This window comes from Listeria cornellensis FSL F6-0969, assembly GCF_000525855.1.
Taxonomy (GTDB): Bacteria; Bacillota; Bacilli; order Lactobacillales; family Listeriaceae; genus Listeria_A; species Listeria_A cornellensis.
The window spans coordinates 18697-41330 of record NZ_AODE01000039.1 but is presented as its reverse complement, the minus strand read 5'-3'; the positions used below and the strand labels follow the sequence as shown (position 1 = coordinate 41330).

The window sequence follows — 22634 nt, the reverse complement described above, 5'->3', positions numbered from 1 at the left end:
CTATGCCAGATAATCCACCTGTAGATTTAATTAATCAATATTTAAAAGCAGGATGGGAATGGAATAAAGAATTTAATTACATGTTTAAAGATGTATTGTATGAAGATGAAACTGTTAATATAAATGGGATAGATTATGTAACGGATGAAAATGGAGAAGTATCGACAAAAATAAGTGTACGCAATGGGTCGAGTAAAGTAGAGGTCTCGTCGGATAACTATGATACCTATCCCGTGAGCCTAACAGCTGAAAAGAATGATAAGCCTAAGCAAGTTAATGTAACGTCTGGTGAGCAAGGAGAAGTAATGCTTTTAGAGGAAATTAATTTAGATACAATGATTGATAGAATGGATGAAGCGAATGGTCAGAAAATAAATGTGGAGAATACTCTTGCGTCCAATAAATTTATTGCTGCTCCACTGGGAAAACAGGATGGTCAACGTATTGAGGTTTTGTTAATGGCATCTAAAAAAGGTGACCCAGTAACTTGTAATCGGTATAATGGACCGTGGGGAAACAATACGTACTATATCAAGAGCAAGAACCCTGTTATGGCAGCAAGGAATTTTTTATGGAGTGATTGTGACCAAGCGTTAGTTTGGCATGTCCAGTGTTTAAAAGACTATGGACTCGAAAAATACAGGTATTGTTCATGGGGAACAGCTTCGAAAAGAGGTAAATGCAGTGGCCTTATAGGGCATAGCAAAACATTTCACGCACATTAGGAGTGGCATAGATGCTAAAAAAAAAATAATAATGATATTTGGAATTTTGTTAATAGGTTTTTTTGTATATCTAGGTATTAGCTGGGCTAAAGATATGTGGCCTATTAAAGACACAGATTTAAAAAATGATGGGATAGGAAAGTTGTCTATTGGAATAGATGAAGCGCACATTAGGCATTACTATCCCGAGTTTGCTATTTTCCATGAAAAAAATAGCAATACCTATTATTATAATGATGAAGGGGATTTTGTTGCAACTACTATGAATAAAAAAAATAGTTTGCATTGAATTGAAAAATGAGGTTCCTAAGCAAAAAATTTGCTACGGGAAAAAATATAACAATAGGTAGTTCGCTGGAGGACGTTGAAGCAGCATATGGAACGAATTATAGAAAAAAAAAACTACTGAACGTTATGGAAATGTTATCGAATACCAAGATTCTAAGACGAAGAAAATATTAGTTCTGGGTATTTTTGATAACAAAGTTAGTGTCATTATTTTTTATGAATACGAAAAATTTGACTATCAAATTTAATGGGAATAGGCTAAGTAAAAGAATAAGAAATCGCATGAAAATAGCATTTGGAAAAATGGATTTCATGCAATTTTTTATGTTACTCTTGAAGTTAGAACTCACTGTTTACGGGGAATAAGATAGGGAACGCAAAGGGAGATGAGGCATATGATTCGATTTATCAAAGACCATTGGTTGATGCTGAGTATTATGATTATTGGTTTGCTATTTATTATCGTGCCTGTTTTGACGCGGAGTATTGATAATGAGCTGACGATTGATGGAATGTATAATTTTATTGGTTCGTTTTTTGGGATTATTGGTGCGGTTATGTTGGCTTTTAGCGAGACGAAGCAGCAAAATAAGGCGTTGCGGGATGAGATTGATCTGAATGCGCGGAAAGAGCGGCAGATTCAGGCGGAATTTTTGTATAAGGAATTGCTTTTTCAGAAGATAGAGAAGACGTATGGTTTGCTGAATACGGCGATTTATAAAAACGAGGAAATAATGAGCTTTATCAAGGATATTGGGCAGATTTTGGAGAGTGAGAAAATACGGGCGCGGTTGATTGAAAACCGGAATGATACGGAGAAATATATTCATGAAATTGAGTTGATGAGCATTTATTTTCCGGATGATTTGGAGAAGGTGAAGTTGATTGTATTGACGTTTAATTATAGTAATAAATATTTGAGCACGATGGAGCATGAGCTTTTGATTGGAGATTCGAAGGGATTTCGCAAGGAGCTCGAGAATTATCAGGCGGTTGTGAAGCGGTTAGTGCAGGTGATGGACGAGCTGTCGATTGATATGTTGGGAAGCATGAATGTGGAGATTAACAAGCTGAATGATATCGGAAATACGGTTTGAGAGCGATGTGGCAAATTCTTGTGTCTTTTTAGCGAGAAAACCTTTATAATAGAAACATGAGTGGAATATAAAATGAGGGAAGCGATTGTGCTTTTCAATCAAAGGAGTTCATTTAAATGGCATTAACAGCAGGTATCGTTGGTCTTCCAAACGTTGGGAAATCGACGCTTTTTAACGCAATTACGAAATCAAAAGTGGAAGCAGCAAACTATCCTTTCGCGACAATTGAGCCGAATATGGGTATCGTTGAGGTTCCTGATGCGCGTCTGAACAAATTGACGGAGCTTGTAAAACCGAAAAAAACAGTACCAACAACGTTCGAATTCACGGATATTGCGGGTATTGTAAAGGGCGCGAGTAAAGGCGAAGGACTTGGTAACCAGTTCTTGTCTCACATTCGTCAAGTGGACGCGATTTGTCATGTAACGCGTTGTTTTGAAGACGAGAACATTACGCACGTGGAAGGCCGCATCGATCCGCTAGATGATATCGCGGTGATTAACTTGGAGCTTATTTTGGCAGATTTGGAGACGGTTGATAAGCGTGTTAGCCGTGTTGAAAAGCTGGCAACGAAGCAAAAAGATAAAGATGCGATCGCGGAATATAACGTTCTTTTGAAGCTGAAAGAGGCTTTGGAAAACGATAAACCAGCGCGTTCTATTGAGTTTAATGAAGATGAGGATAAAATTGTTCGTGGCTTGTTTTTATTAACTCGCAAACCAGTTTTATACGTAGCCAATGTTGCTGAGGATGAAGTTAGCGATCCAGATAACAATAAATACGTGCAACAAGTGCGTGAGTTGGCTGCTGGTGAGGGGTCAGAGGTTATCGTTATTTGTGCCCGAGCTGAGGAAGAAATTGCTGAGCTTGATGAGGAAGATAAAGCTGAGTTTCTCGAGGCGCTTGGTATCGAGGAGTCTGGTTTAGATCAATTGATTCGTGCGGCGTATACATTACTTGGCTTGTCTACTTACTTTACAGCAGGCGTTCAAGAAGTTCGTGCGTGGACATTCCGCAATGGTATGAAGGCTCCTGCATGTGCCGGCGTTATTCATACGGATTTCGAACGCGGCTTTATCCGTGCCGAAGTCGTTTCTTATGATGATTTATTAGAGCATGGTTCAGAACAAGCCGCAAAAGTGGCTGGGAGACTGCGCTCAGAAGGTAAGGAATATGTGATGAAAGATGGGGATGTTGTTCATTTCCTATTCAACGTCTAATCACTCAGCGGGCCGACAAACGCTCATCTCCGTCGTTAAAAGCTGTGTTCCGATGCTCGTGTACCTTAGTACACTCCGCTTCGGTACTCGCTTTTGCCTAGGATCTAAGCATTTGTCGGCCCGCTGAGGTTTGGTGGTTCTATCGTGTTATAAATAAAAGCAATAAAAGAGGCTAGCGGTTCATTGATTTGTAGTCAATGAATGGCTAGCCTCTTTGTTTATTTTTTAAATAGAAAATCTAAAATAATATCACCGATTCGGCGGTTTTCTCCTTGGTATGGAAAGGAGTGAATTTGTATTGCTGGATTGAAGTTTAGCTCAATCACAGCGTAGGGGCCATTTGCTATTGTTTCACGTGAAACAATGATATCTACACCGCACAGATTAGCGTCAACAGCTTTGGCGCATTTAATCGCTAATTCTTGGTAGTAGGGGTGAATCAAATCGGTCACATCGATGCTGTCACCGCCAGTGCTTATATTCGAGTTTTCACGCAGGTATACGATTTGGCCATTTTCGGGAATATCAGAGAGGCTGAAACCTTGCATGGAAAGCATGAGTACTTCTTCTGGGCCTTTTTGGATTATTTCTAAAGGCTTGAGGTGACCGGTACCGCGCAATGGGTCTAGGTTCTTTTCGTCAATGAGTTCAGAAATAGTATGCGTACCGTCGCCAGTGATATTGGCTGGAACGCGTTTTAGGATACCAGCGATTTTGCCATCGATAACTAGGAAACGGTACTCGTCACCTGGAATATAAGTTTCGATAATGACGGAGGAATCATAGCTAAAAGCGATTTTTAGAGCTTCTTCATAGTTTTCTTGGCTAAATCCGTCTTTGAAAATGCTGATTCCGATACCGAAATTGGTTGATTTCGGCTTGATAACAATCGGTTTGTCAGCGAATAGTTCGAAGCTATCGCGTGCAATCTCAATATCTGAAAAATGCTGACCGTGTGGAACTTCGATATTGTGTTCTGCTAGAATTTGTTTCGTGACGACTTTGTTTTCCATGATGAGAGCACTGATGTAGCTATCGCGCGCTGTTTTCGTTGCTTGCTTGATGTACTCCACTTGATTTCCTTTTTCGAGACGAATGAAATTTTCTTCGCGATCTAGGAGTTCGATGGACAAGCCTTTTGTTACCGCTGATTTTAAGACAATCTGGGTAGAGAGTTCCATATCTTCATAACCGATGAGTTTGTAAGCGTTCTGCAAGCTTTGTTCTAGGTAGGTTTTCGCTTTTTCAAGGTTGAAGGATACGAATGATTCGGATGTTGCTGTGATTTGTGATGCGATTGTTTTTTCTGGGTGTCGGCTGATGTCGCGTTGTGTCTCGATGATGCTTTGGAAATCGGTTGTATCGGTTAGTTTCGCGACGTGTTCCATTTCTGTTAGGAGTTTGTCAACTGCTTGATCGAATGGAATTTCTGTGCCGTTAACGTAGATATCTGGCTTGGTTAAGCCGTTACTTGCGATTCGCTCTTCATTTTGATCAGATTGTTCTTGCTGTATTTTGTCAAAAGCGGTGCTCTCGGTTAATAGGCCTGTGACTAGGAGCAGCTGGATAAAATGTAGCGTTTCTTTCGTGATACCGTTTGGATCGAATGGGTTTAAGTCTAAAGAGCGGATTTCAATGTATTCGACGCCAGCTTCAGCAAGACCTGCGAGTGATTGATCGGTATGGGCATTTTTCAACCGAATGGGGTTGTAGAGTTCGCGCATACTGTCGATTTTACCTTGGTCTATCCACGATTCGATACTTGAGATATAGCCATCAAAGCTGTCGTAGTCTACGTGAAGGGAACATTTATTTTTATACCCAGCATGACTGTTGCGCAGTGAAATACCGCTGTTTAACGCAAAATCAGATGTTTCACGTGAAACTTCGTTGTCGGGAGTTTTATTCAGAAAATTTGGTAGATATACGGGACTTGCTCCTGTAAGGTAAAGTAGGAACCAGCGATTTTGCATGAAGTATTTGGCGACTTTGAGGTAAATCTGGTTTTTGAAGTCTTGTAGTGATTTTTCGCCGCCCATGCTTGTGTGTAGTCGCTCTAAAAAGTCATCTGAGAACGAGAAATTATAGTGAATACCGGAGAAAAGTTGAATTTTCTTGCCGTATTCGCGGGCTAGATGCTCACGGTAGAGTCTGCTCGCTGAATTCGGATCTTGATAAACTGCTATTGGGATATCTTGTTCTGCTGGAAGGATTGGCGGGTTGCTGCTTGGCCACAAATATTCGTCGCGAATCCGGTCTGATACGATATTTTGCAGGTTTTCCATGGATGTATATACTTCGTCCACAGAGCCGCTGACGGGTGTGATCATCTCGATTTGACTTTCTGAAAAATCGGTTTTGATATAGGGATTTTCTTCTTTTAGGCCAAATACGGCGGGGTGTGGTGTAAGTGATAAATTTCCGTTTTCATCTACTCGCACATTTTCTTTTTCAAGTCCAAAGTTTCCATTAAATAGCCTTTTTTTTCAAATCGGCGTGTTGTTCTAGTATAGGAAACAAATTGTCATTTTTATATAACATGATTTCACCTTCTTGTAGTCCATTTTGTTCAATAGTTTTATCTTACAATAATTATGAGCAATAGTATAGAAAATGGTTTTAGATTACCAATATTTCGTGACGGAACGCAAAAGAAATATGATTGAAACATTTGTAATAATAATCTTTACTTTTTAGAGTGTACTAGTTATAATAGGACACATGAGGAGAGTGATGGGGATGTACACGCTAGATTCTCAAAGCCATGTTCCGATTTATGAGCAGATTGTTGGCTTAATCAAGGGCTATTGCATCAGTGGAGTCTTACAGCCAGGCGAAAAATTGATGAGTGTTCGTGAAATGTCAACGCATATTTTAGTGAATCCTAATACGGTGGGTAAGGCATACAAGGAGTTAGAGAGACTGGGAATTATTGAGACCAAGCTTGGAAAAGGCTCGTATGTAGCGTATGCTAGTGATAATAGTCCGAACGAAGAAGCGCTTGCTTTATTTAGACGGAATTTTGAGGAATTAATTTTGGAAGCGAATTATTTACGGATTGAGGAGAAAGAGCTTCAAAATTTTGTGAAGCAGTATTATAGAAGTTTGGAGGGATAGTATAGATGATTATCGACGGTGTCACGAAGCGTATTGAGGGCAATTTAGTGTTGGAGGACATTTCTTTTGAGCTGAAATCAGGTGAAATTACGGCGTTGATTGGACGAAATGGTGTTGGGAAGACGACGCTTTTTTCGATTATCGCGGGGATGTATTTGGCGGATGTTGGTCATGTGGCGATTGATGGGCAAGATTTACGTAAACATCCGGCGCTGAAGAAGAATATTTTCTTTTTGGAAGATAATATGAACTATTTTAATTCGTATAGTGTGAAAGCAGTTGTGAAAATTTATAAAAATGTATACGCCACATTTGATGAAGAGTTTTTTGATTCGTTAATGGAACGTTTTGAATTGCCAAAAAAAGCAAAGGTGATATCGTTTTCGAAGGGGCGTAAAGCGCTCTTTTTTATGATTTTGGCGTTTTCTCTGGATGTGCGTTATTTGTTGCTGGATGAGCCGATGGATGGGCTGGATGTGATTGTGAAGAAGCAGTTGTTGCAGTTTATTTTGGAGACGGTTGCGGATCGGAAAACGAGTGTGTTGATTGCCTCGCATCGCTTGGATGAGCTGGAAATGGTAGCGGATCGGGTGTTGGTTCTAAAAGGGACGACATTGGAACTGGATTATTATCTGGAATCGTTGCGTGATACGGCGTTGAAGCTTCAAGTGGCATTTAATTCGAAGCATGTGCCTGTGTTTGTGAAGGCGGAATCAGAACTTTTACAGCGGAATGGGCGGATCTATACGTTATTGGTAACGGAAAATACGGATGATTTCGTAAGCCGGGTAAAGGCAGAGGAACCGATTTTGTATCAGGAAATGGCTATTACGATTGAGGACGTTTTTACAGTTAGGTTAGCGGACGATAAGGTCGATTACTACGAGGTCTGAGGAGTGAGAAGCATTGGAAGGCCTCTCGTTGATGACTTTCATTATTATAAGGATTGGATTATTTGTTACATGGTGCTTTACAGAAATGCGTGGATGCGAAGATAGGGGTGATTTTTATGTGGCAAAAGGGATTGTGGTATAAGGAGTGGCAGGGAATCAAGTGGGTTGTTCCGTTCGTTTTTCTGGTGTTTTTGTTAGCGTTTTTTGTGGGGTTGGTGAATGAGACGGATGCTTGGAATAAGAGTCAGGCGCATTATAAGTCGGAGGATTTTCAGGTGGAACAGGAGCTTGATCCGGATTTTGCGATGACGAAACAGGAGATTCGCGATGATTTGACGGTGCGTTATTTGGCGTATGAGACGAAGTTGTCGGACAAGGTGGATCAGTATACATATTTTTTCTTTAGTTTTACAGTGAGTGTTCCGTTTACGCTGACGCTGGTGTTGTCGGTGATTCTGGGTATGTGTTCGGTGATTTTGGAGCGGTATACGCGTGGGAATCATTTTACGGCGGTGATGCCTTATTCTAAGAAGGCGATTCTAGGTGTGAAGGTGTTGCTTGGTTTTGTGGTTATCACGGTGAGCTATTTTGTGAGTTTGGGGCTGGGTGTGTGGTATTTTACGTCGCAGGTGCCAGCAGAGTTCGTTGACTTTCAACAGCAAAAATTAATCATGGATATGTTGGGAAGTTGGCTTGCGTATTTGTTGTTGTTCTTGCTGCCGATTGTTGTAGGTTATGTGATTGGTTCGCCGCTTGGTGGGATTCTTGCTACGGCGGGGCTGGTGTTGTTGCCGGGTACGATTTTGGCATTTGTGGTTCATATGGAGCATTTTATGAATAAAGGTGTGTCAGGCGATTTGGCGTATTGGAGTGATTATTGTCGGATTTTGGAGCCACTGGGGTTCATTCGGCCGGCTTATGGACCGCTTATTTTGCAATTGGGGTTATTGGTTGGAGCGCTGGTTTTCGCGGGTGTTGTTGCAGAGCGGGAATCGCTTGAAACGAATGGGAGATTATTTGTTTTCCAAAAAATGCGCGCGTGGGGAATTGGAATTTCAGCGATTTTGATTGGGATGTTCGTGGCAAATATGATTCAGGATTTTGTTAAATTGTCTGGGCCGGCTGGTTTTGCTGGGTTCTTGGTGATTTTTGGCGTGAGCGTGGTGGCTTCTGTGGTTGTGGGAATTCGGTTTGTTTACGGGAAACGTTTGTAATTTTTCATAAATATATTTCTACTGGGAACTATATTGGGTTATAATAGAGGTAGTATGTTTGAGGGAGGATTTTATTGGTGACAACAGAAGCAGAAACAGTGAAGCCTGAGATTGGCGAGATGAAGGCGAATTTGACGAAGCGTAACTTGCAATATGTTCAGGAAGTGGAGAAGCATCTTCGCGAAACGGGGCAGTATGGCGAGGAGCAGCAGGCGAATTTGATTTATGAAATGACGGAGAAAGTGCTTGAGAATCAAAAACAAGGTGTGACGGCTCGGAAATTATTCGATGTGACGCCTACGGAATATGTGAAAGCTTTGACTGTGAAGGCGGCGCCGACTGGTGAAGTTGCTGGGAAATGGTGGATTGCGCTGGATGGCGGATTGCTCGTACTTGGTGCGATGATGCTGATCAGTGGTGTGAGCGCGATTTTCCAAGGGCAAACGCTTGGTTTGGCCGTGCTATTCGTGACGTTCCTTGTCGGTGGTGGTGCGATGATGGTATTGCGTAAATACGCGGGTGCCATGCGTCAAGGTGAAAAAGGCGGAACGTGGAAGTATCTCGTGATCGCGATGGTTGTTATTCTTGTGTGGATGACGATTATGACGGTCGTGCAGGTGGTTGTTCCAGCGAAATGGAATATTGCTTTAGATCCTTATCCGACGGTTATTGTTGGGGCAGCGCTTTTGGCGTTGCGTTTCTATTTGAAAAAGAAGAAAAATATACCGAATTTATAAATGATAGTGATGCTGTTTCTTAATAGGAGCAGCATTTTTTAATAGAAAGGGTGATGACGATGGTAGAAAAATTGAAGATTTTTAATTTGGAGCATCAGCAGATTGGGACGGCGAGTCGGGATGATGTGCATCATAAGGGTTTGTGGCATGAGACGTTTCATTGTTGGTTTGTGTCGGAGGACTTGACGCGAATTTTTATTCAGTATCGGAGTGAGCGGAAAAAGGATTTTGCGGGACTGTATGATATTACGGCGGCTGGACATTTGACGGAGGATGAGACGGTTTTGGATGGGATTCGTGAGGTAAAGGAGGAGCTTGGTATTGATGTGACTTTTGATGCGTTGGTATCGCTTGGTGTGATTGATACGAGCTATGTTTCGCCGGGATTTGTGGATCGGGAGTTTTGCCATGTGTTTTTGTATAAGTTTACAGGGAATTTAGCGGATTTCAGGTTGCAGGAGGAAGAGGTAGGCGGAATGGTGACGGCGAATTTGCAGGAATTTCGAGCGTTTTTTTAAAGGGGAATCGAACGGGCTTCGTGTGGAGGGATTTAAGTTACGCGATGCTGGGATTGAGGTTGTGAATGAGGTGCTTGGGATGCGTCAGTTCACATTGGAGGAGAATAATTATTATGGGAAATTAGTGAACGCGATGGAGTTGCGGGGAATATTGTAGGGAATGTTAGATTATTTCCCGGGAAATAACGGCTAGCTTTTCATTTTGGAATGTGACATAATGAAGTCGTGAAACCTTTAGTTGAAAGGGTGATAAAGGATGTTTCCTTATGAAATTGTGAGTAAATTTACTGAGACGGAGATGCATTTATACAGATACATAATGGATAATTCTGAAAAGGTGATGTACATGCGGGTGCGCGAATTGGCGGATGAAACGCATGTCTCGGCGGCTTCGATTGTTCGTTTTACGAGGAAGTTAGGCTATGATGGCTTTTCGGAGTTTAAGGTGCAGTTGAAACAGGCATCGAAGGAGAAGGTCAGGACGAAGACGGCGGATACGATTGAGGTTTTGGAGGAGTTTTTTGAGCGGACGTTGCGTCGGGATTATGATGTGAGCTTGGATAAGGCTGTGGACATTATTGATGATGCGCAGCTGGTTGTGTTTGTGGGGATTGGGACGTCGGGAATTCTCGCGGAATATGGATCGCGCTTTTTCTCGAATTTGCAGAAGCGGACGTTTTACATTAAGGACCCGTTTTACCCGAACGCGGCGCAGCAGTTTGATAATGCGGTGATGGTGATTTTGTCGGTTTCTGGGGAGACGCCTCAGGTTATTTTGCAGGCGCAGAACATGAAGCAGTATGGGAGCAAGATTATCAGCATTACGAATTCTAGCAAAAATACATTGGCGGGGTTGTCGGATGTGAATATCCCTTACTTTGTGACGCAGGAAATGATTCATGAAACGAATATTACGACGCAGATTCCGGTTTTGTTTTTGCTGGAGGCGATGGCGAAGAAAACGTATAATAGGCACCAAATATAGGAGTGGAGACAGGTTTCAATATTTCGTGAAATCTGTCTCTTTATTTATTCCATTATGTTAAGTAAGTTCAGTTCTAAGCATGGTATAATAAAATAGTCGTCTACCCTTGGCGAACGTTTTCGTTGAAGGGGGGTGTATCGTGTGGTGATTATATTTTCTAGTGTTATCGCTCCTATCGTGGTTGGATGCGTTGTTGTGTACTTCAAGCACATGTTAGAAGGTCGAAGCGATAAAAAGTAGACGACAAGAATTCTAACCCCGCAAAAAAATACCCTAGCTGTTCCAGCAGCTAGGGTATTTGGGTGTTCACGTGGTAATTATATTTTCATTCATATTATACCATGCTTATAAATGTAATGCAATTTGCCCTATCTAGATTTCTGTTAACAATAAATGGTGATATACTGCGCCGAGTAAGCCGGCTTGGTTTTTGTGTGAGACGAGTTCTAGTTCGGTGTCGCGGAGGCCGAAGAAGGCCATGTGGTGTTTGAGCTCGGCAAGGAACGTTGGCCGGTCTGTGATACCGCCGCCGATGAAGATATGGCTCGGGTCGAAGCAGTAAATCAGGTTGTATAAGCCTGTGCAAAGACCGGTGTAGAAGTCGTGGATTAGTTTTTCTGCGATGGAATCGTGGTTGTCGTAAGCTGCGAAAATTTCTTCACCGGTGACTTCGTTTAGGTTTTTGCCTGTGTGCGCTGCGTATTGGCGACGCAAAACGAGCAGTGTGGTTGTTTGGTTCATCGTGTAGTTGCCAGGTTCGTAGCTGCCAGGTCGATCGCTGAACAGGTAGCCGAATTCGCCGGCGCGGAATCGGGAGCCGCTGTATAGTTTGCCGTCAATGAAAATGCCACCGCCGATGCCTGTTCCGATTGTCATGCAGAGAAAATAGTCCAAGTCCTGCGCGCCACCAAGCCATTTTTCGCAAAGGGCTACGCAATTGGCGTCATTTTCGACGGTGACGGGAAGGCCGGTTTTTTCTTCTAAGTATTCGCGAATGGGGAAATTATCGAAGGCACGGATTGCGCCACCCATCGTGATAAAGCCGGTTTTTGGATTGATGTAGCCGGGCGCGCTGATTGCAACGCCCGCCACATCGTGTTTTTTCGTATACTCTGAAATCCCTGCTAATATCAGTTCGCCGTCAAAATCAGGGATTGTCATTTTTTCGTGTTGGAGAATATCGCCTTCACTTGAAACAACGCCCATCTTCAAGGTTGTTCCGCCGATATCAAATGCTGCTAGGTTTTTCAAAATTTTCAACTCCTATTTTTCGCCTGTTGCTGTTGCGGATTCTGTCGCGTTTGCGTCCATTTGTGCGTCACTTGCTGCTACTTTATTCGAAACGAGTACGAACGGTAGGTAACAAATGGTTGCGACTGCCAAACAGAGTAGTCCGACGAGTAGTGCGAGCCAATTTCCTCCAGTACCAAGGAACGGAATCAGTGGGCCAGGTGTTGTCCACGGCACTTGATACGCGATTGGCGGAATAATTTTGAAATGGATGAAGAAGTAACCGATTAGCGTGTTGATGGCTGGGACAAAGATGAACGGAATAACCATGATCGGATTCAGCACGATTGGAAGACCGAAGATAACTGGTTCATTAATATTGAACAAGCCCGGCGCAATCGATAGTTTCGCGATATCGCGGTGATCGGCACGTTTGGAAGCAAAGAAAATCGCAATCAGAAGACCGAGCGTCATTCCAGAACCACCATAGTTCGCAAAAGCGTCATTTAGACCTGCCCAAGTTGTTGGGTAAGGCGCGCCCCATGCAGAACCGTGCTGTGCTACATAGTTCAAGTTTGCCAAGTTAGGCTCGGTGAAAATGGTATCGCGGATCGCAGCAATCGTGTTCGGACCGTGAATCCCGAGAACCCATAGTAAGTTGGAGATAAAGCCAAGTAGTAGGACGGAATAAATATTCGTACCCATGTCTTTTAGCGGCGATTGGATAACCGTGTAAACAAGGTCATGCAAGCCTTCTGGAGCGATTAAAGTGATTAAATAGTTCAAAACAGAGAACAAGATCATCACAAGAATAACTGGAATCAAAACTTTGAAAGAACGAGAAACGGCTGGTGGCACTTGATCTGGCATTTTGATGGTCAGCTTCGGCGCACGAGCAAGACGGCTGAATACTTCCCCAGTAATAATACCAACGATTAGCGCTACGAACAGGCCTTGCGCTCCTAGGAATTTGGTAGTCATGTATGCTTGGTTTTCGACAACGAGATACGGCGTGTAGATGATGAAGAACGAGCCAATCGCTGTCAAACCGCATAGCAGATCATCTTGCTGGAAGAAAATCGCTAAATTTCGTGCTACTAAAAAGGTGATAAGTATGGCCATAATATTGGTCGAACCTTGCAGAACGGGCGCAAAAATAGCCTGAGCCTCCGCGAGATTCGGGAAAATCTTACCTAAAAATAGGATTTTAGCGATAAAACCATCTGGACTAAGCACTGCGAAGTTGATTAAAAGAATAATCGACCCTGCCATGATTAAAGGAAAAACTAAAATAAATGCATCACGAATGGCAGCAATATGCCGCTGTGAATTCAATTTGTTGGCAACTGGTACAAGTGCTTTCTCCATCCCGTGTTCGAACTTTGTCATTAAACTCATAAATATATACCTCCCAATTTGAAAAGCTGAAGAAGCCCGTTAGACCCGAAAAAATTTGTTAGGGGCCGTAGTGAAAGTCCTCTTTTGACTTTTACGGAGGCCACGAAAATTTCGAGGGTCTGGCTTCTGAAGCTGGATCCGGAGGCGCCGAACTAGACGCCCCACATGACACAACTCTTGTTAACGCTTTCTTTATACCTCTGTAAACCAGGTTCACGACACGCATTTGGGATACGCCTCGCAAACCCGATTTTTTACTCTTTAATCAAATTTTCCCCATTTTCTTCAATCGTCTTTTTATACCAATAGAAACTATCTTTTTTATAGCGTGCTAGCTCTTTTTCATCATTTTCATCGCGGTCTACGTAGACGAAACCGTAACGTTTTTGATAGCCGTTGAGCCAGCTGAGTAAATCTGTAAACGACCATGTGCAGTAGCCAAGCATTTCCACGCCATCGGTAATTGCTTCTTGAATTGCAATCGAATGAGCGCGAATGTAGTCGATGCGGTACTCGTCATGGATTTCGTTTCCTTCTTCTAATGTATCATATTCGCCGAGCCCGTTCTCCGTAATAAGTATCGGCAAACGGTAACGACTTGCGATACGGCGAAGGCCAACGCGAAGACCGGTCGGATCGATATCCCAATCCCAGTTAGTTTTTTCAAGGTATGGATTGTTCACATGACGATAAACACCAGGAAGTCCGCTTTCTTGTGTGGAGCCTTTTTCACCGGTCGTATTCATTTTACCAACGCCAATGCCATCAAGCGGGTTCGCCGCGTTCGTCATCGTGCGGTAGTAATTGACGCCCATGAAATCGGGTTTTCCTTTTTTAAGAAGTTCGGTGTCGCCTGGTTCTAAATCTGGTGCAAAACCGTTTTCTTCGAGCCAGTTCCAAACCGCGATTGGATATTCGCCCCATGTGTAGACGTCCATCCAGAGGTGCGCGTTGAATTCCTCACTGTTATCAGCCGCTAGCGCGTTTTCAGGCTTGCCGTCAATCGCGTAATTAGGTCCGTAGGCAAAACTTGGGCCGATTTTACCGTCCATGCCTAGTTCGCGGAATTTAGCGATGGCTGATGCGTTGGAAAGATTGGCGATGTGATTGGCTTGGAACATCCGTTTGTCGTCGGTTAGACCGGGCGGGTGTAGCGCCAATTTGTAGCCGTGTGAGATGAAAACGTTCTGTTCGTTTAATGTAACCCAGTATTTGACACGATCGCCGTAGCGCTTGAAGCAAACCTCGGCGTAGTCGGTGAAATCTTGGATAATGCGACGCGATTCCCAGCCACCGTACTCGTCTTGAATGGCTTGCGGGATATCCCAATGGTAAAGCGTGATGACCGGTGTAATGTTGTTCGCTAGGAGTTCATCAACGAGTGCGTCGTAAAACGCGAGACCAGCTTCGTTTGCTTCGCCGTGGCCTTTCGGGAAAATACGACTCCACGCGATTGAAAAACGGTAAGCTTTCAGACCTTGTTCGGCCATCAGCGCAACGTCCTCTTTAAAGCGGTGATAGTGATCGACTGCCACATCGCCGTTCGTTCCTTTAAAAGTTTTGCCAGGAATGCGGACAAATTCATCCCAAACAGACGGGCCTTTGCCCTCTGTGTCCCAAGCACCTTCGACCTGATAAGCCGCAGACGCCGAGCCCCAAAGAAAATCCTTTGGGAATGGTTTTAACGTTTTGTGTTGCATAATGCACCTCCGAAAAATTATCGAGCTTGATTAGAAAGCAGTTTTTGCGGGCTTTCTGTATGATTTAAATGTAAACGGTTTCGGGTGAAATGTAAATATGAATTGGGGAATTGGGTTGATGTTTCAGTGAGTTGGAATATGTTTCAGATGGGGAACGCCTTGTTTCATGCAAAAGGATAATATCCAATATTTAGGTAAAAATTCGGCGTTCAGGATCGATAATCAAGCGTTTAGGACAAAAATGGTTTTTCGACTATTTTTTTGTGCTAAAATTGTTGTGGATTTGAAATGGCATTGTTTTGTTTGGGTGGATAATCATGTTTAGTTTTTGGTTGGGCGCCTTTGAATCCAGCTTCAAAAGCCAGCCTCTCGGAAATTTCGTGGCCTCCGCAAAAACCAGAAGATGGTTTTCACTGCAGCCTCTAACAATTTCTGTCGAGGCTAACGGGCTTTCTCAGCTTTTCAATGGATCCAGCTTTGTTGTGGTTCTTAGAAAGCGTCGTTTGCTTTATTAGAACCTCAATATGCAGTTGGATGTAATGAAACTGCCTTCCGTTTAGCCAGCCTCTCGGAAATTTCGTGGCCTCCGCAAAAACCAGAAGATGGTTTTCACTGCGGCCTCTAACAAATTTTTTCGGAGCTGAACGAGCCCGCTCAACTTTTCAACTTGGGAGACTTTTGCTATTTACAAACCGAACGTATATTCGTATAATGAATAAGAAGTCAAGAAAGGTGGGGATGCCGTTTTGGCGTGTTGAAAGCTTAATGTAGCGGGATTGAATAGATTTATAGTTAGAAATGCAAGAAAAAAAATAATTTATTAGAAAAAAAACGAAAAAAGTATTGTTTTCCAAGGTTAATTATGTTACTTTTTAATTTGGTGAAAACGCTCACCAAAAAAGAGATGGTAGGAAAAATACAAAAAGCGGAGGAGTTTTTACATGAAGACATGGCTAAAAAAAGGGTTATTAGTGTGGTTGGTTTTTGCGTTGGTTGTTTCGACGCTGCCGGCATTTGAACCACGAGCGGAGGAAACAAAGGGGGATGCGGCACCAACACCAAAAACAACGGCGGAAGCGAAGCCGGTGGAAGTGGTCGAGGAACGCACGGAGAATGAGCTTGTGTATGATAATCAGAACGGTTCTTTCACAAAACAGATTTTTACGGAACCGATTAATGTGAAGGAAGATGGCGAGTGGGAGCGGGTTTCCAATGACTTGGTGACGACGGATGAGGATGTCATTGAGGCAGAACGCACGGAGATTCAAGCGCAATTCCTACCGAAGATGGAAAAAGGAAAATATAGTACGTTTGGCGAGGGAAACGAAGCGATTACGTTTGGTTTTGAATCGGCAGAAGGCGAGAAGGAAAAAACGGCTGTGACGGACGTGGAAGCAAGCGTCGACGGCAATGAAGCGCGATTTAAAGAGGTGTTACCGAACACGGATTTGCGGAATTTGCATTTTAACACGTCTGTGAAGGAAGACATCGTAGTGAATGAATATAATGGATTCAATACGTATAATTTCCGATTGGACACGAAATTAAAAGTGGAACAATTGGAAGACGGTTCGATCAGCTTTACGAATCGCAAGGGCGCGGTCGTTTTTGAATTGCCGAAGCCGGTGATGTCGGACTCGAAAATCGATGAGAAATCGGGCATCGCGGTGAGTTCGGATGCGGTAGAGTTTAAATTAGAGGCGCTGACGAGTACGGTTTATTCGTTACAAGTCGTGGCGGATGTGGACTGGTTGAAGGCGGAGGATCGGGTATATCCAGTGTATATTGATCCGAGTGTGCAGTTGAAAAAAGCAACGGATGCGCATATTGCGAGTGCTTACCCGACGACGAACTATTCGGGAAGCAAGTTGTGGGACGCGGGTCAGGGCGAGTATACGTTGTCGGTTGGTCAGTATGATGGCACGACGGGGATTAATTATGCGTATATCAAGCCTGATGTGTCGTCGCTCGCGAAGGCTTCGATTGAGTCGGCGACGTTTAAGGCGTATGCAACGTGGCATTACTATCCATCGACGCCGAACTTGGTGAAATTGGATGAGGTGAAAGGAGCTTGGACGCCGGGCGCGGTGACGTGGAATAACAAGCCGACTGCGACGAATATTGCGCAAACGAATGTTGGACGCGATCAGTGGGCCAGTTTTAACGTGAAAGATACAGTGCAGGCATGGGCGCAGGGCACGCGGGTGAACTACGGTTTCATGATGCACACGACGAACACGCAAGGTTTTTGGAAAAAGTTCACGGCGACCGAAACGGGGACGAATGTGCCGTATTTGGAAGTGACGTATACGTACGCGAAACCGGCAAAAGCGGTTGCGAAAACGTATTCGAATGGACCGGGTACTGGCACCGGTTACATGGACTTGACGTGGAACGCGGTGTCAGGTGCGACGGGGTACCGACTACTGATTTGGAATGGTTACTATTATGAGCATATTCCAGTTGGTAATGTAACGACTTGGACATCGAAAGGGAAGAAAATATTCCCGACACAGGCGGAAATGGATGAAGGTGACTTTGAGTTCCATACGGATGGAAAAGGCGCGGAGTTCGCGAATGATCCGCGAGAACTCTATACAAATGGGTATGAAGCAGGTAGTACGGCTGATTACCGGAATCGACAGAGCTATATCGTTCGGGTTTTAGCAACATTCCCAGGTGGGGATAGCCCGACATCAGATGTTACGGATGTATACATGCCAATCGAGACGCCAGCAGCACCGACAGGAAAAGCGTATGCCAATTTGGCGGGTACGAATACTGGTTATGTGCAAGTGAACTGGGCGCCTGTCGCGAATGCGGAAGGGTATATCGTGACGATGTTCGACGGGAAAAAGGATGTCGAATTTGATGTTGGGAATAAGACGACATGGACGACGCAGCATAAAGGGCTTTGGCCAACGAATGCAGAGATTGCGGCCGGTGGTTGGGCATTGCATACAGATGGAAAAGGCGCGGAATTAGCGCAAGATCCGTCTCCTGTATATACCAATTCTGGTGGAACATTAGGGCATTTGAAAAATTATGCGTTCCGAGTGAAGGCCTATACGAAGACAGGACAACAAGGTGCCAGCACGATTTCTGGGACATACAAAGCAACGATTCCGCTTGTTGGTTCGCAGCAAGGCATGGTGGATTATTGGACAGCCATTCCGGTGATTGGCGGCGAAGTCAACGCAACGAACGGGAATTTCTTGTTCAGCGAGACGGATTTTGAGTTGGAAGGACGCGGGCCGAGCATTAATATTAGCCGAACGTTTAACAGCCAAAATGACCAAGTCGGCTTGTTCGGAAAAGGTTGGACGAGTACACTGGAAACGCGCGTTGCGGAACAAGCGAACGGCGATGTGATGTTGTATGAATCCGATAATAAAACGCAATTGTTTATGAAAACGGGGACGACGTATGAGGCGCCTGCAGGTGTATATAGCGAGCTGACGAAAACTGCGACGGGCTTTTTGATGGTGGAGCAGGATAAATCGGAAGTGGCGTTTAATGCGGCGGGACAACTTTTGAGCGAAAAAGACCCTAACGGCAATGTATTGACGTACACTTACGCGAGTGGGAAGTTGACGGGGATTACGGATGCGTCTGGTCGGAAGGTGAGCGTGACCTACAATGGTGCGCAGATTTCGAAAGTGACGGGGCCGGAAAACCGGGAAGTGACGTTTACGTATGATGCAGCGAAACAATTGACGGCATCGACCACACCGCGTGGGAAAGCGTATCGCTATGGCTACACGGACGGCTTGTTGACGGCGATTTATGATCCGAAGCACACGGAAGCGACGCCATACCAGACAACGTACGCGTACACAGATAAGAAATTGGTGAAAGTGACCGATCCAGTTGGCAAAGCGACGACGCTGAGCTATGCGCCGGAGAAGCGTGAGGCGACGCTGGTAAACGCGAAAGGTAAGAAGACGGTTTATACCTACAATCAGGCGGGAAATCCCGAGAAAGTGGTTGTGGACGCGGATGGCTTGAAGCTGAGCACGACGACGAGCTACGAGGCGAACAACCTGATCAAAGAAGTAAGTCCAAAAGGGCAAGAAGAGACGTATACGTATGACGCGGACGGGAATGTGACGTCGGTGACCGATCCGTATGGGACGGAGAATTATACGTATAATGAAAATAATGATGTGATTTCCGCAACAGATACGGAGAATCGCGAAACAACGACGGCATACAGTGGCGCCGATGCGGTATCCGAGACGAATCAAACGGAAGCGAATATGTCTTCGGTGACGCAATACGATGCTTACGGAAACCCAATCAGTGGTAGTGGTGAGCTATCGGCTGCCGGCAATTTAGTGTTGAACAGCGGTTTTGAAAGTGGAACGGCACTCGCCAATTGGAAAATGATCCAAAGCAATGCGACGGGCGGTTTAAGTTTTGACAGCGCTGAAAAAGCACCAGGTAGTTTAGGCGGAAGTGGCGCGCTGAAAATTACGAGTGAAGGCATCAATGCGGAGAAAGGGTATACCGCAGCGACGCAATATATCGATGTAGAGCCAGACACAACCTACACATTAAGTGCGTCTATCAAAACAGCGAATATGACCAATTCAGATGTCTTTCCAATGGTGCGTGCCCAGACTGCCGCAGGGAAAGATGTGACAGATGGCACGGCATGGCACTCGAACCGAGCGGCATCCATTCAAGGGAACCGTGGCTGGTTGAAGCGTCAAGTCACGTTTACGACCACCAAAGAAACAGGAAAAGTCTTGTTGTATCTGACTGGTGAACAGATGGCTGGATCGAAAGGCAAGGCTACGATTTGGTATGACAACGTCCAACTAGAAAAAGGCAGTATCGCGTCGAGCTACAATCCAGTCGTGAATAATAGTATGGAGAAAAGCACCGAACTGACGGCAGAAGGTTGGTCGCGCACGGGAAACACAGCACTAACAGCCTTACGCGTCACGGATGAAGAAGGATTCAGTGGGGATAGCTCTGCTTTACACGAGCGTAAAACGACGGCAGAAACCAATGCCTATCTGGGACAAGTGGTACCACTGAATCAAACGACAGCCAAAGCCGTGACAATTACAGGGATGTCTAAATCGGAGAACGCGAAAACGAGCGGCACAAGCAAGGTGAGCGATGACTACGCGCTGTGGGCCGATGTGAAATACACAGATGGCACCAATGAATACGTCCGTGCGAAATTCCCACTAGGAACCAATGACTGGAACCGAAGTGCGGTAGTTGTGAAAGCAACGAAGCCAATCCAAACGATTCGCGTGTCAACGATGTTCCAAAATGGTGTGACAGGGAAAGCTTGGTTTGATGATTTCCGTATATTAGACGGTGAAGTGATGACGGAAAATACGTACGATGCGAATGGAAATTATGTGGTCGCTTCGTACGATGAAGAAAATCGCAAATCCGCCTTTACGTATGACGTCTATGGTAACAAACTAACTGAAACCGATGAAAAAGGCAATACGAAGAAGTTAGAGTATAATGTTGATAATCAACTAACGAAAACGACCTTGGCAAATGGAACAGCCGTTGCCTACAAGTATGATGACAACAGTAATACCACCGAGAAATTTGTGACAGCAGACGGCAAAGAACAGCAAAATAGCTATGCGTATGATAACGACAACAAAGTCACCCAATTCACGGATGCCTTAGGTCGCAGAATCAGCTACGAATACGACGCGAATGCGAATGAAACCAAAGTCACGAAACCAAACGGTGACACCATTGAAAGCATCTATGATTCCGCAGATCGTGCCACCGGTGTGAAATGGAATGGTCAAACCGCTTTTAGTTTCCAATTTGACCCGAATGGCAATGAAACGAAAGTGACCGATGCGCTATCTGGCATGATACGCGATAAAGCCTATGACGATGCTGACCGTATCACAAAACAAACAGAGCGAGGCGGCAGTGTTTCCTGGACATACAAAGATAAACCGAGCAAAGACAACAAAGGGAAAACCGACAAAATCAATGAGGTTGTTGTCTCGCATGGCACGCACAATTACAAAGCAACCTATGATTATAACGCCTTAGACCAAAATACGAAATTCAACGATGGTTCTCGTAACTATTTCCTAGATTATGATGAATTCGGAAACGTGAGCCAGTACATCAATGGAAATGGCGTAGGAACAAACTTCAACTATGACGCGACACAAAAAGTACGTGACATCCAAATCGGAACCAAGCTTGGCGATAGCTTATTTGAAGAGAGTTATACGTATGATGCAGCAAGTAATAGAACATCCATTGATAACAAGAAATCAGGTAAAACAAGTTACGAATATGATGCCATCAACCAACTGACCAAAGAAACACTGCCAGATGGCACCGTCAAAGCCTACACCTACGATGGTTTTGGCAATCGTACGAAAGTGATCGATTCTGGCAAGACAAAAGCTACTGATGCAAGTTATAATGATGGTAACCAGTTAACCACATGGAATGGCGACAAGCTAAGCTACGATACAAATGGAAACCGTCTAAGCGATGGTAAATACACGTACACATGGGACACCTCAGACCAACTAACAGCTATCACGAAAAAAGGCGAGTCAACCCCATTCGCAACTTACAAATACGATGATGACAACCGCCGTATTGAAAAAGCAGTGAATGGACAGACCACAAAATACTACTACGATGGCGATAGTATTGACATTTTATACGAAACAGACGGTGCAGGAACGGTGCAACGCCAATATGTTTATTCGGATAGTAACGTTCGAATGGCAATGAAAGTTGGTACCAAAACAGTCTTCTATCACTACAACGCGCATGGCGATGTGGTTGCCCTGACGAATGAAGCAGGCGACACGATAGCAGAATACAGCTACGACGCATGGGGTAACGTACTAAAAGCTACCGAGACGACCAATGAAGCCAAACAAAACCCATTCGGCTATGCTGGATATACCTACGACAAAGAGATAGGTATGTACTACTTGATGGCTCGTTACTACGAACCAGAACAAGGCATCTTTATCAGTGTGGATCCAGATCCAGGGGATGAAGATGACCCACTGACGATGAATGGTTATAATTATGCCAATAATAATCCAGTTAAATATATAGATCCGGATGGACATTGGGCTTGGCTTGTTCCAGTTATAGGGTTTGTTGCTAAATATGGAAAGTATGCTTGGAAATATGGGAAAAAAGGTGGTAAATCGGCGTGGAAATCAGCTAAAAAAAGGTGGTAAATGGTTAGCTAAATCAGCTAAAAAAGCATGGGGTAAAATCCCATACAAAATTCATAAAGTAGGTAAAATTAAAGGTTCTACTGAAAAAGGCAATGGATATTGGGGATTCATTTATTCAACAAAAAAGAAAAGTGGCAAGAAAACTTATAGAAGTTGGGAATTTCATACACCTCACAATGATCATGGGTGGCACTTACAAAACAACCAATATTCGAAATACAGTGGGAAATGGAAACGAGGTAAAGCTAAGAAACGGATAACATTAAAAAAAAGCGAAGAATAGGAAGTGATA

At 44.1% G+C, this 22634-nt stretch carries 18 protein-coding genes; 14 read left to right on the top strand and 4 right to left on the bottom strand.

The window, feature by feature from the left end; translation table 11 throughout:
- Positions 1-2 precede the first annotated feature (2 nt).
- The 4 genes from PCORN_RS14630 (at position 3) to ychF (ending at position 3330) form a co-directional block, all read left to right on the top strand.
- The gene (locus PCORN_RS14630) at positions 3-725 is read left to right on the top strand and encodes a hypothetical protein (RefSeq protein ID WP_036081977.1); all 723 of its coding nucleotides are present in this window, start codon (positions 3-5) and stop codon (positions 723-725) included.
- A gap of 94 nt (positions 726-819) precedes the next feature.
- Positions 820-1014, top strand: a complete 195-nt coding sequence (locus PCORN_RS14625) for a hypothetical protein (RefSeq protein ID WP_149024375.1) — start codon at positions 820-822, stop codon at positions 1012-1014.
- Positions 1015-1408: 394 nt separating this feature from the next.
- Positions 1409-2110, top strand: coding sequence for a hypothetical protein (locus PCORN_RS14620; RefSeq protein ID WP_036081973.1), 702 nt, complete (start codon positions 1409-1411; stop codon positions 2108-2110).
- Between the two features lie 116 nt (positions 2111-2226).
- Positions 2227-3330 (top strand): redox-regulated ATPase YchF, encoded by a 1104-nt coding sequence (gene ychF / locus PCORN_RS14615; RefSeq protein ID WP_036081971.1) that lies wholly within the window; start codon positions 2227-2229, stop codon positions 3328-3330.
- Positions 3331-3548: 218 nt separating this feature from the next.
- Here ychF and gshAB read toward each other — a convergent pair whose 3' ends face one another.
- Positions 3549-5771 (bottom strand): bifunctional glutamate--cysteine ligase GshA/glutathione synthetase GshB, encoded by a 2223-nt coding sequence (gene gshAB / locus PCORN_RS14610; protein WP_149024374.1) that lies wholly within the window; start codon positions 5769-5771, stop codon positions 3549-3551.
- Positions 5772-6069: 298 nt separating this feature from the next.
- On the opposite strand from gshAB, the gene PCORN_RS14605 reads away from it, so the two are divergent.
- The 8 genes from PCORN_RS14605 to PCORN_RS21420 all read left to right on the top strand — a co-directional run bounded on the left by PCORN_RS14605 (position 6070) and on the right by PCORN_RS21420 (position 11034).
- Positions 6070-6447 (top strand): GntR family transcriptional regulator, encoded by a 378-nt coding sequence (locus PCORN_RS14605; RefSeq protein ID WP_036081969.1) that lies wholly within the window; start codon positions 6070-6072, stop codon positions 6445-6447.
- A gap of 5 nt (positions 6448-6452) precedes the next feature.
- Positions 6453-7340 (top strand): ATP-binding cassette domain-containing protein, encoded by an 888-nt coding sequence (locus PCORN_RS14600; protein ID WP_036081967.1) that lies wholly within the window; start codon positions 6453-6455, stop codon positions 7338-7340.
- A 116-nt stretch (positions 7341-7456) separates the two neighbouring features.
- A complete protein-coding gene (locus tag PCORN_RS14595) occupies positions 7457-8554 on the top strand; it encodes a hypothetical protein (protein ID WP_149024373.1) in 1098 nt (365 codons plus the stop codon).
- Positions 8555-8631: 77 nt separating this feature from the next.
- Entirely contained in the window at positions 8632-9291 is a 660-nt protein-coding gene (locus PCORN_RS14590; protein ID WP_036082048.1) for a DUF1129 domain-containing protein, read from the top strand.
- A 59-nt stretch (positions 9292-9350) separates the two neighbouring features.
- Positions 9351-9809: an NUDIX hydrolase gene (locus tag PCORN_RS14585; RefSeq protein ID WP_159102609.1), complete on the top strand. Its 459-nt coding sequence runs from the start codon at positions 9351-9353 to the stop codon at positions 9807-9809.
- 22 nt (positions 9810-9831) lie between these two features.
- Positions 9832-9966: a hypothetical protein gene (locus PCORN_RS20940; RefSeq protein WP_277620213.1), complete on the top strand. Its 135-nt coding sequence runs from the start codon at positions 9832-9834 to the stop codon at positions 9964-9966.
- 99 nt (positions 9967-10065) lie between these two features.
- Positions 10066-10794 (top strand): MurR/RpiR family transcriptional regulator, encoded by a 729-nt coding sequence (locus PCORN_RS14580; protein WP_036081963.1) that lies wholly within the window; start codon positions 10066-10068, stop codon positions 10792-10794.
- A 132-nt stretch (positions 10795-10926) separates the two neighbouring features.
- Positions 10927-11034, top strand: a complete 108-nt coding sequence (locus PCORN_RS21420) for a type I toxin-antitoxin system Fst family toxin (RefSeq protein ID WP_420912043.1) — start codon at positions 10927-10929, stop codon at positions 11032-11034.
- 132 nt (positions 11035-11166) lie between these two features.
- On the opposite strand, the gene PCORN_RS14575 is transcribed toward PCORN_RS21420, so the two are convergent.
- The 3 genes from PCORN_RS14575 to PCORN_RS14565 all read right to left on the bottom strand — a co-directional run bounded on the left by PCORN_RS14575 (position 11167) and on the right by PCORN_RS14565 (position 15122).
- Positions 11167-12045: an ROK family protein gene (locus PCORN_RS14575; protein ID WP_036081961.1), complete on the bottom strand. Its 879-nt coding sequence runs from the start codon at positions 12043-12045 to the stop codon at positions 11167-11169.
- 12 nt (positions 12046-12057) lie between these two features.
- A complete protein-coding gene (locus PCORN_RS14570) occupies positions 12058-13422 on the bottom strand; it encodes a PTS sugar transporter subunit IIC (RefSeq protein ID WP_036081959.1) in 1365 nt (454 codons plus the stop codon).
- Between the two features lie 254 nt (positions 13423-13676).
- Positions 13677-15122: a glycoside hydrolase family 1 protein gene (locus PCORN_RS14565; protein ID WP_036081957.1), complete on the bottom strand. Its 1446-nt coding sequence runs from the start codon at positions 15120-15122 to the stop codon at positions 13677-13679.
- Between the two features lie 941 nt (positions 15123-16063).
- Here PCORN_RS14565 and PCORN_RS14560 point away from each other — a divergent pair.
- Positions 16064-22342 (top strand): DNRLRE domain-containing protein, encoded by a 6279-nt coding sequence (locus tag PCORN_RS14560; protein WP_051999510.1) that lies wholly within the window; start codon positions 16064-16066, stop codon positions 22340-22342.
- The gene (locus PCORN_RS19090; RefSeq protein ID WP_036081955.1) at positions 22290-22625 is read left to right on the top strand and encodes a hypothetical protein; all 336 of its coding nucleotides are present in this window, start codon (positions 22290-22292) and stop codon (positions 22623-22625) included. Before PCORN_RS14560 ends, PCORN_RS19090 begins: the two co-directional genes overlap by 53 nt.
- Positions 22626-22634: the final 9 nt, after the last annotated feature.

Bases quoted from the DNA above. Each gene is read 5' to 3' on its own strand.
- PCORN_RS14630 (WP_036081977.1), top strand. From the start codon at position 3: ATGCCAGATAATCCACCTGTAGATTTAATTAATCAATATTTAAAAGCA.
- PCORN_RS14625 (WP_149024375.1), top strand. From the start codon at position 820: ATGTGGCCTATTAAAGACACAGATTTAAAAAATGATGGGATAGGAAAG.
- PCORN_RS14620 (WP_036081973.1), top strand. From the start codon at position 1,409: ATGATTCGATTTATCAAAGACCATTGGTTGATGCTGAGTATTATGATT.
- ychF (WP_036081971.1), top strand. From the start codon at position 2,227: ATGGCATTAACAGCAGGTATCGTTGGTCTTCCAAACGTTGGGAAATCG.
- PCORN_RS14605 (WP_036081969.1), top strand. From the start codon at position 6,070: ATGTACACGCTAGATTCTCAAAGCCATGTTCCGATTTATGAGCAGATT.
- PCORN_RS14600 (WP_036081967.1), top strand. From the start codon at position 6,453: ATGATTATCGACGGTGTCACGAAGCGTATTGAGGGCAATTTAGTGTTG.
- PCORN_RS14595 (WP_149024373.1), top strand. From the start codon at position 7,457: ATGTGGCAAAAGGGATTGTGGTATAAGGAGTGGCAGGGAATCAAGTGG.
- PCORN_RS14585 (WP_159102609.1), top strand. From the start codon at position 9,351: ATGGTAGAAAAATTGAAGATTTTTAATTTGGAGCATCAGCAGATTGGG.
- PCORN_RS14580 (WP_036081963.1), top strand. From the start codon at position 10,066: ATGTTTCCTTATGAAATTGTGAGTAAATTTACTGAGACGGAGATGCAT.
- PCORN_RS14570 (WP_036081959.1), bottom strand. From the start codon at position 13,422: ATGAGTTTAATGACAAAGTTCGAACACGGGATGGAGAAAGCACTTGTA.
- PCORN_RS14565 (WP_036081957.1), bottom strand. From the start codon at position 15,122: ATGCAACACAAAACGTTAAAACCATTCCCAAAGGATTTTCTTTGGGGC.
- PCORN_RS14560 (WP_051999510.1), top strand. From the start codon at position 16,064: ATGAAGACATGGCTAAAAAAAGGGTTATTAGTGTGGTTGGTTTTTGCG.
- PCORN_RS19090 (WP_036081955.1), top strand. From the start codon at position 22,290: ATGGGAAAAAAGGTGGTAAATCGGCGTGGAAATCAGCTAAAAAAAGGT.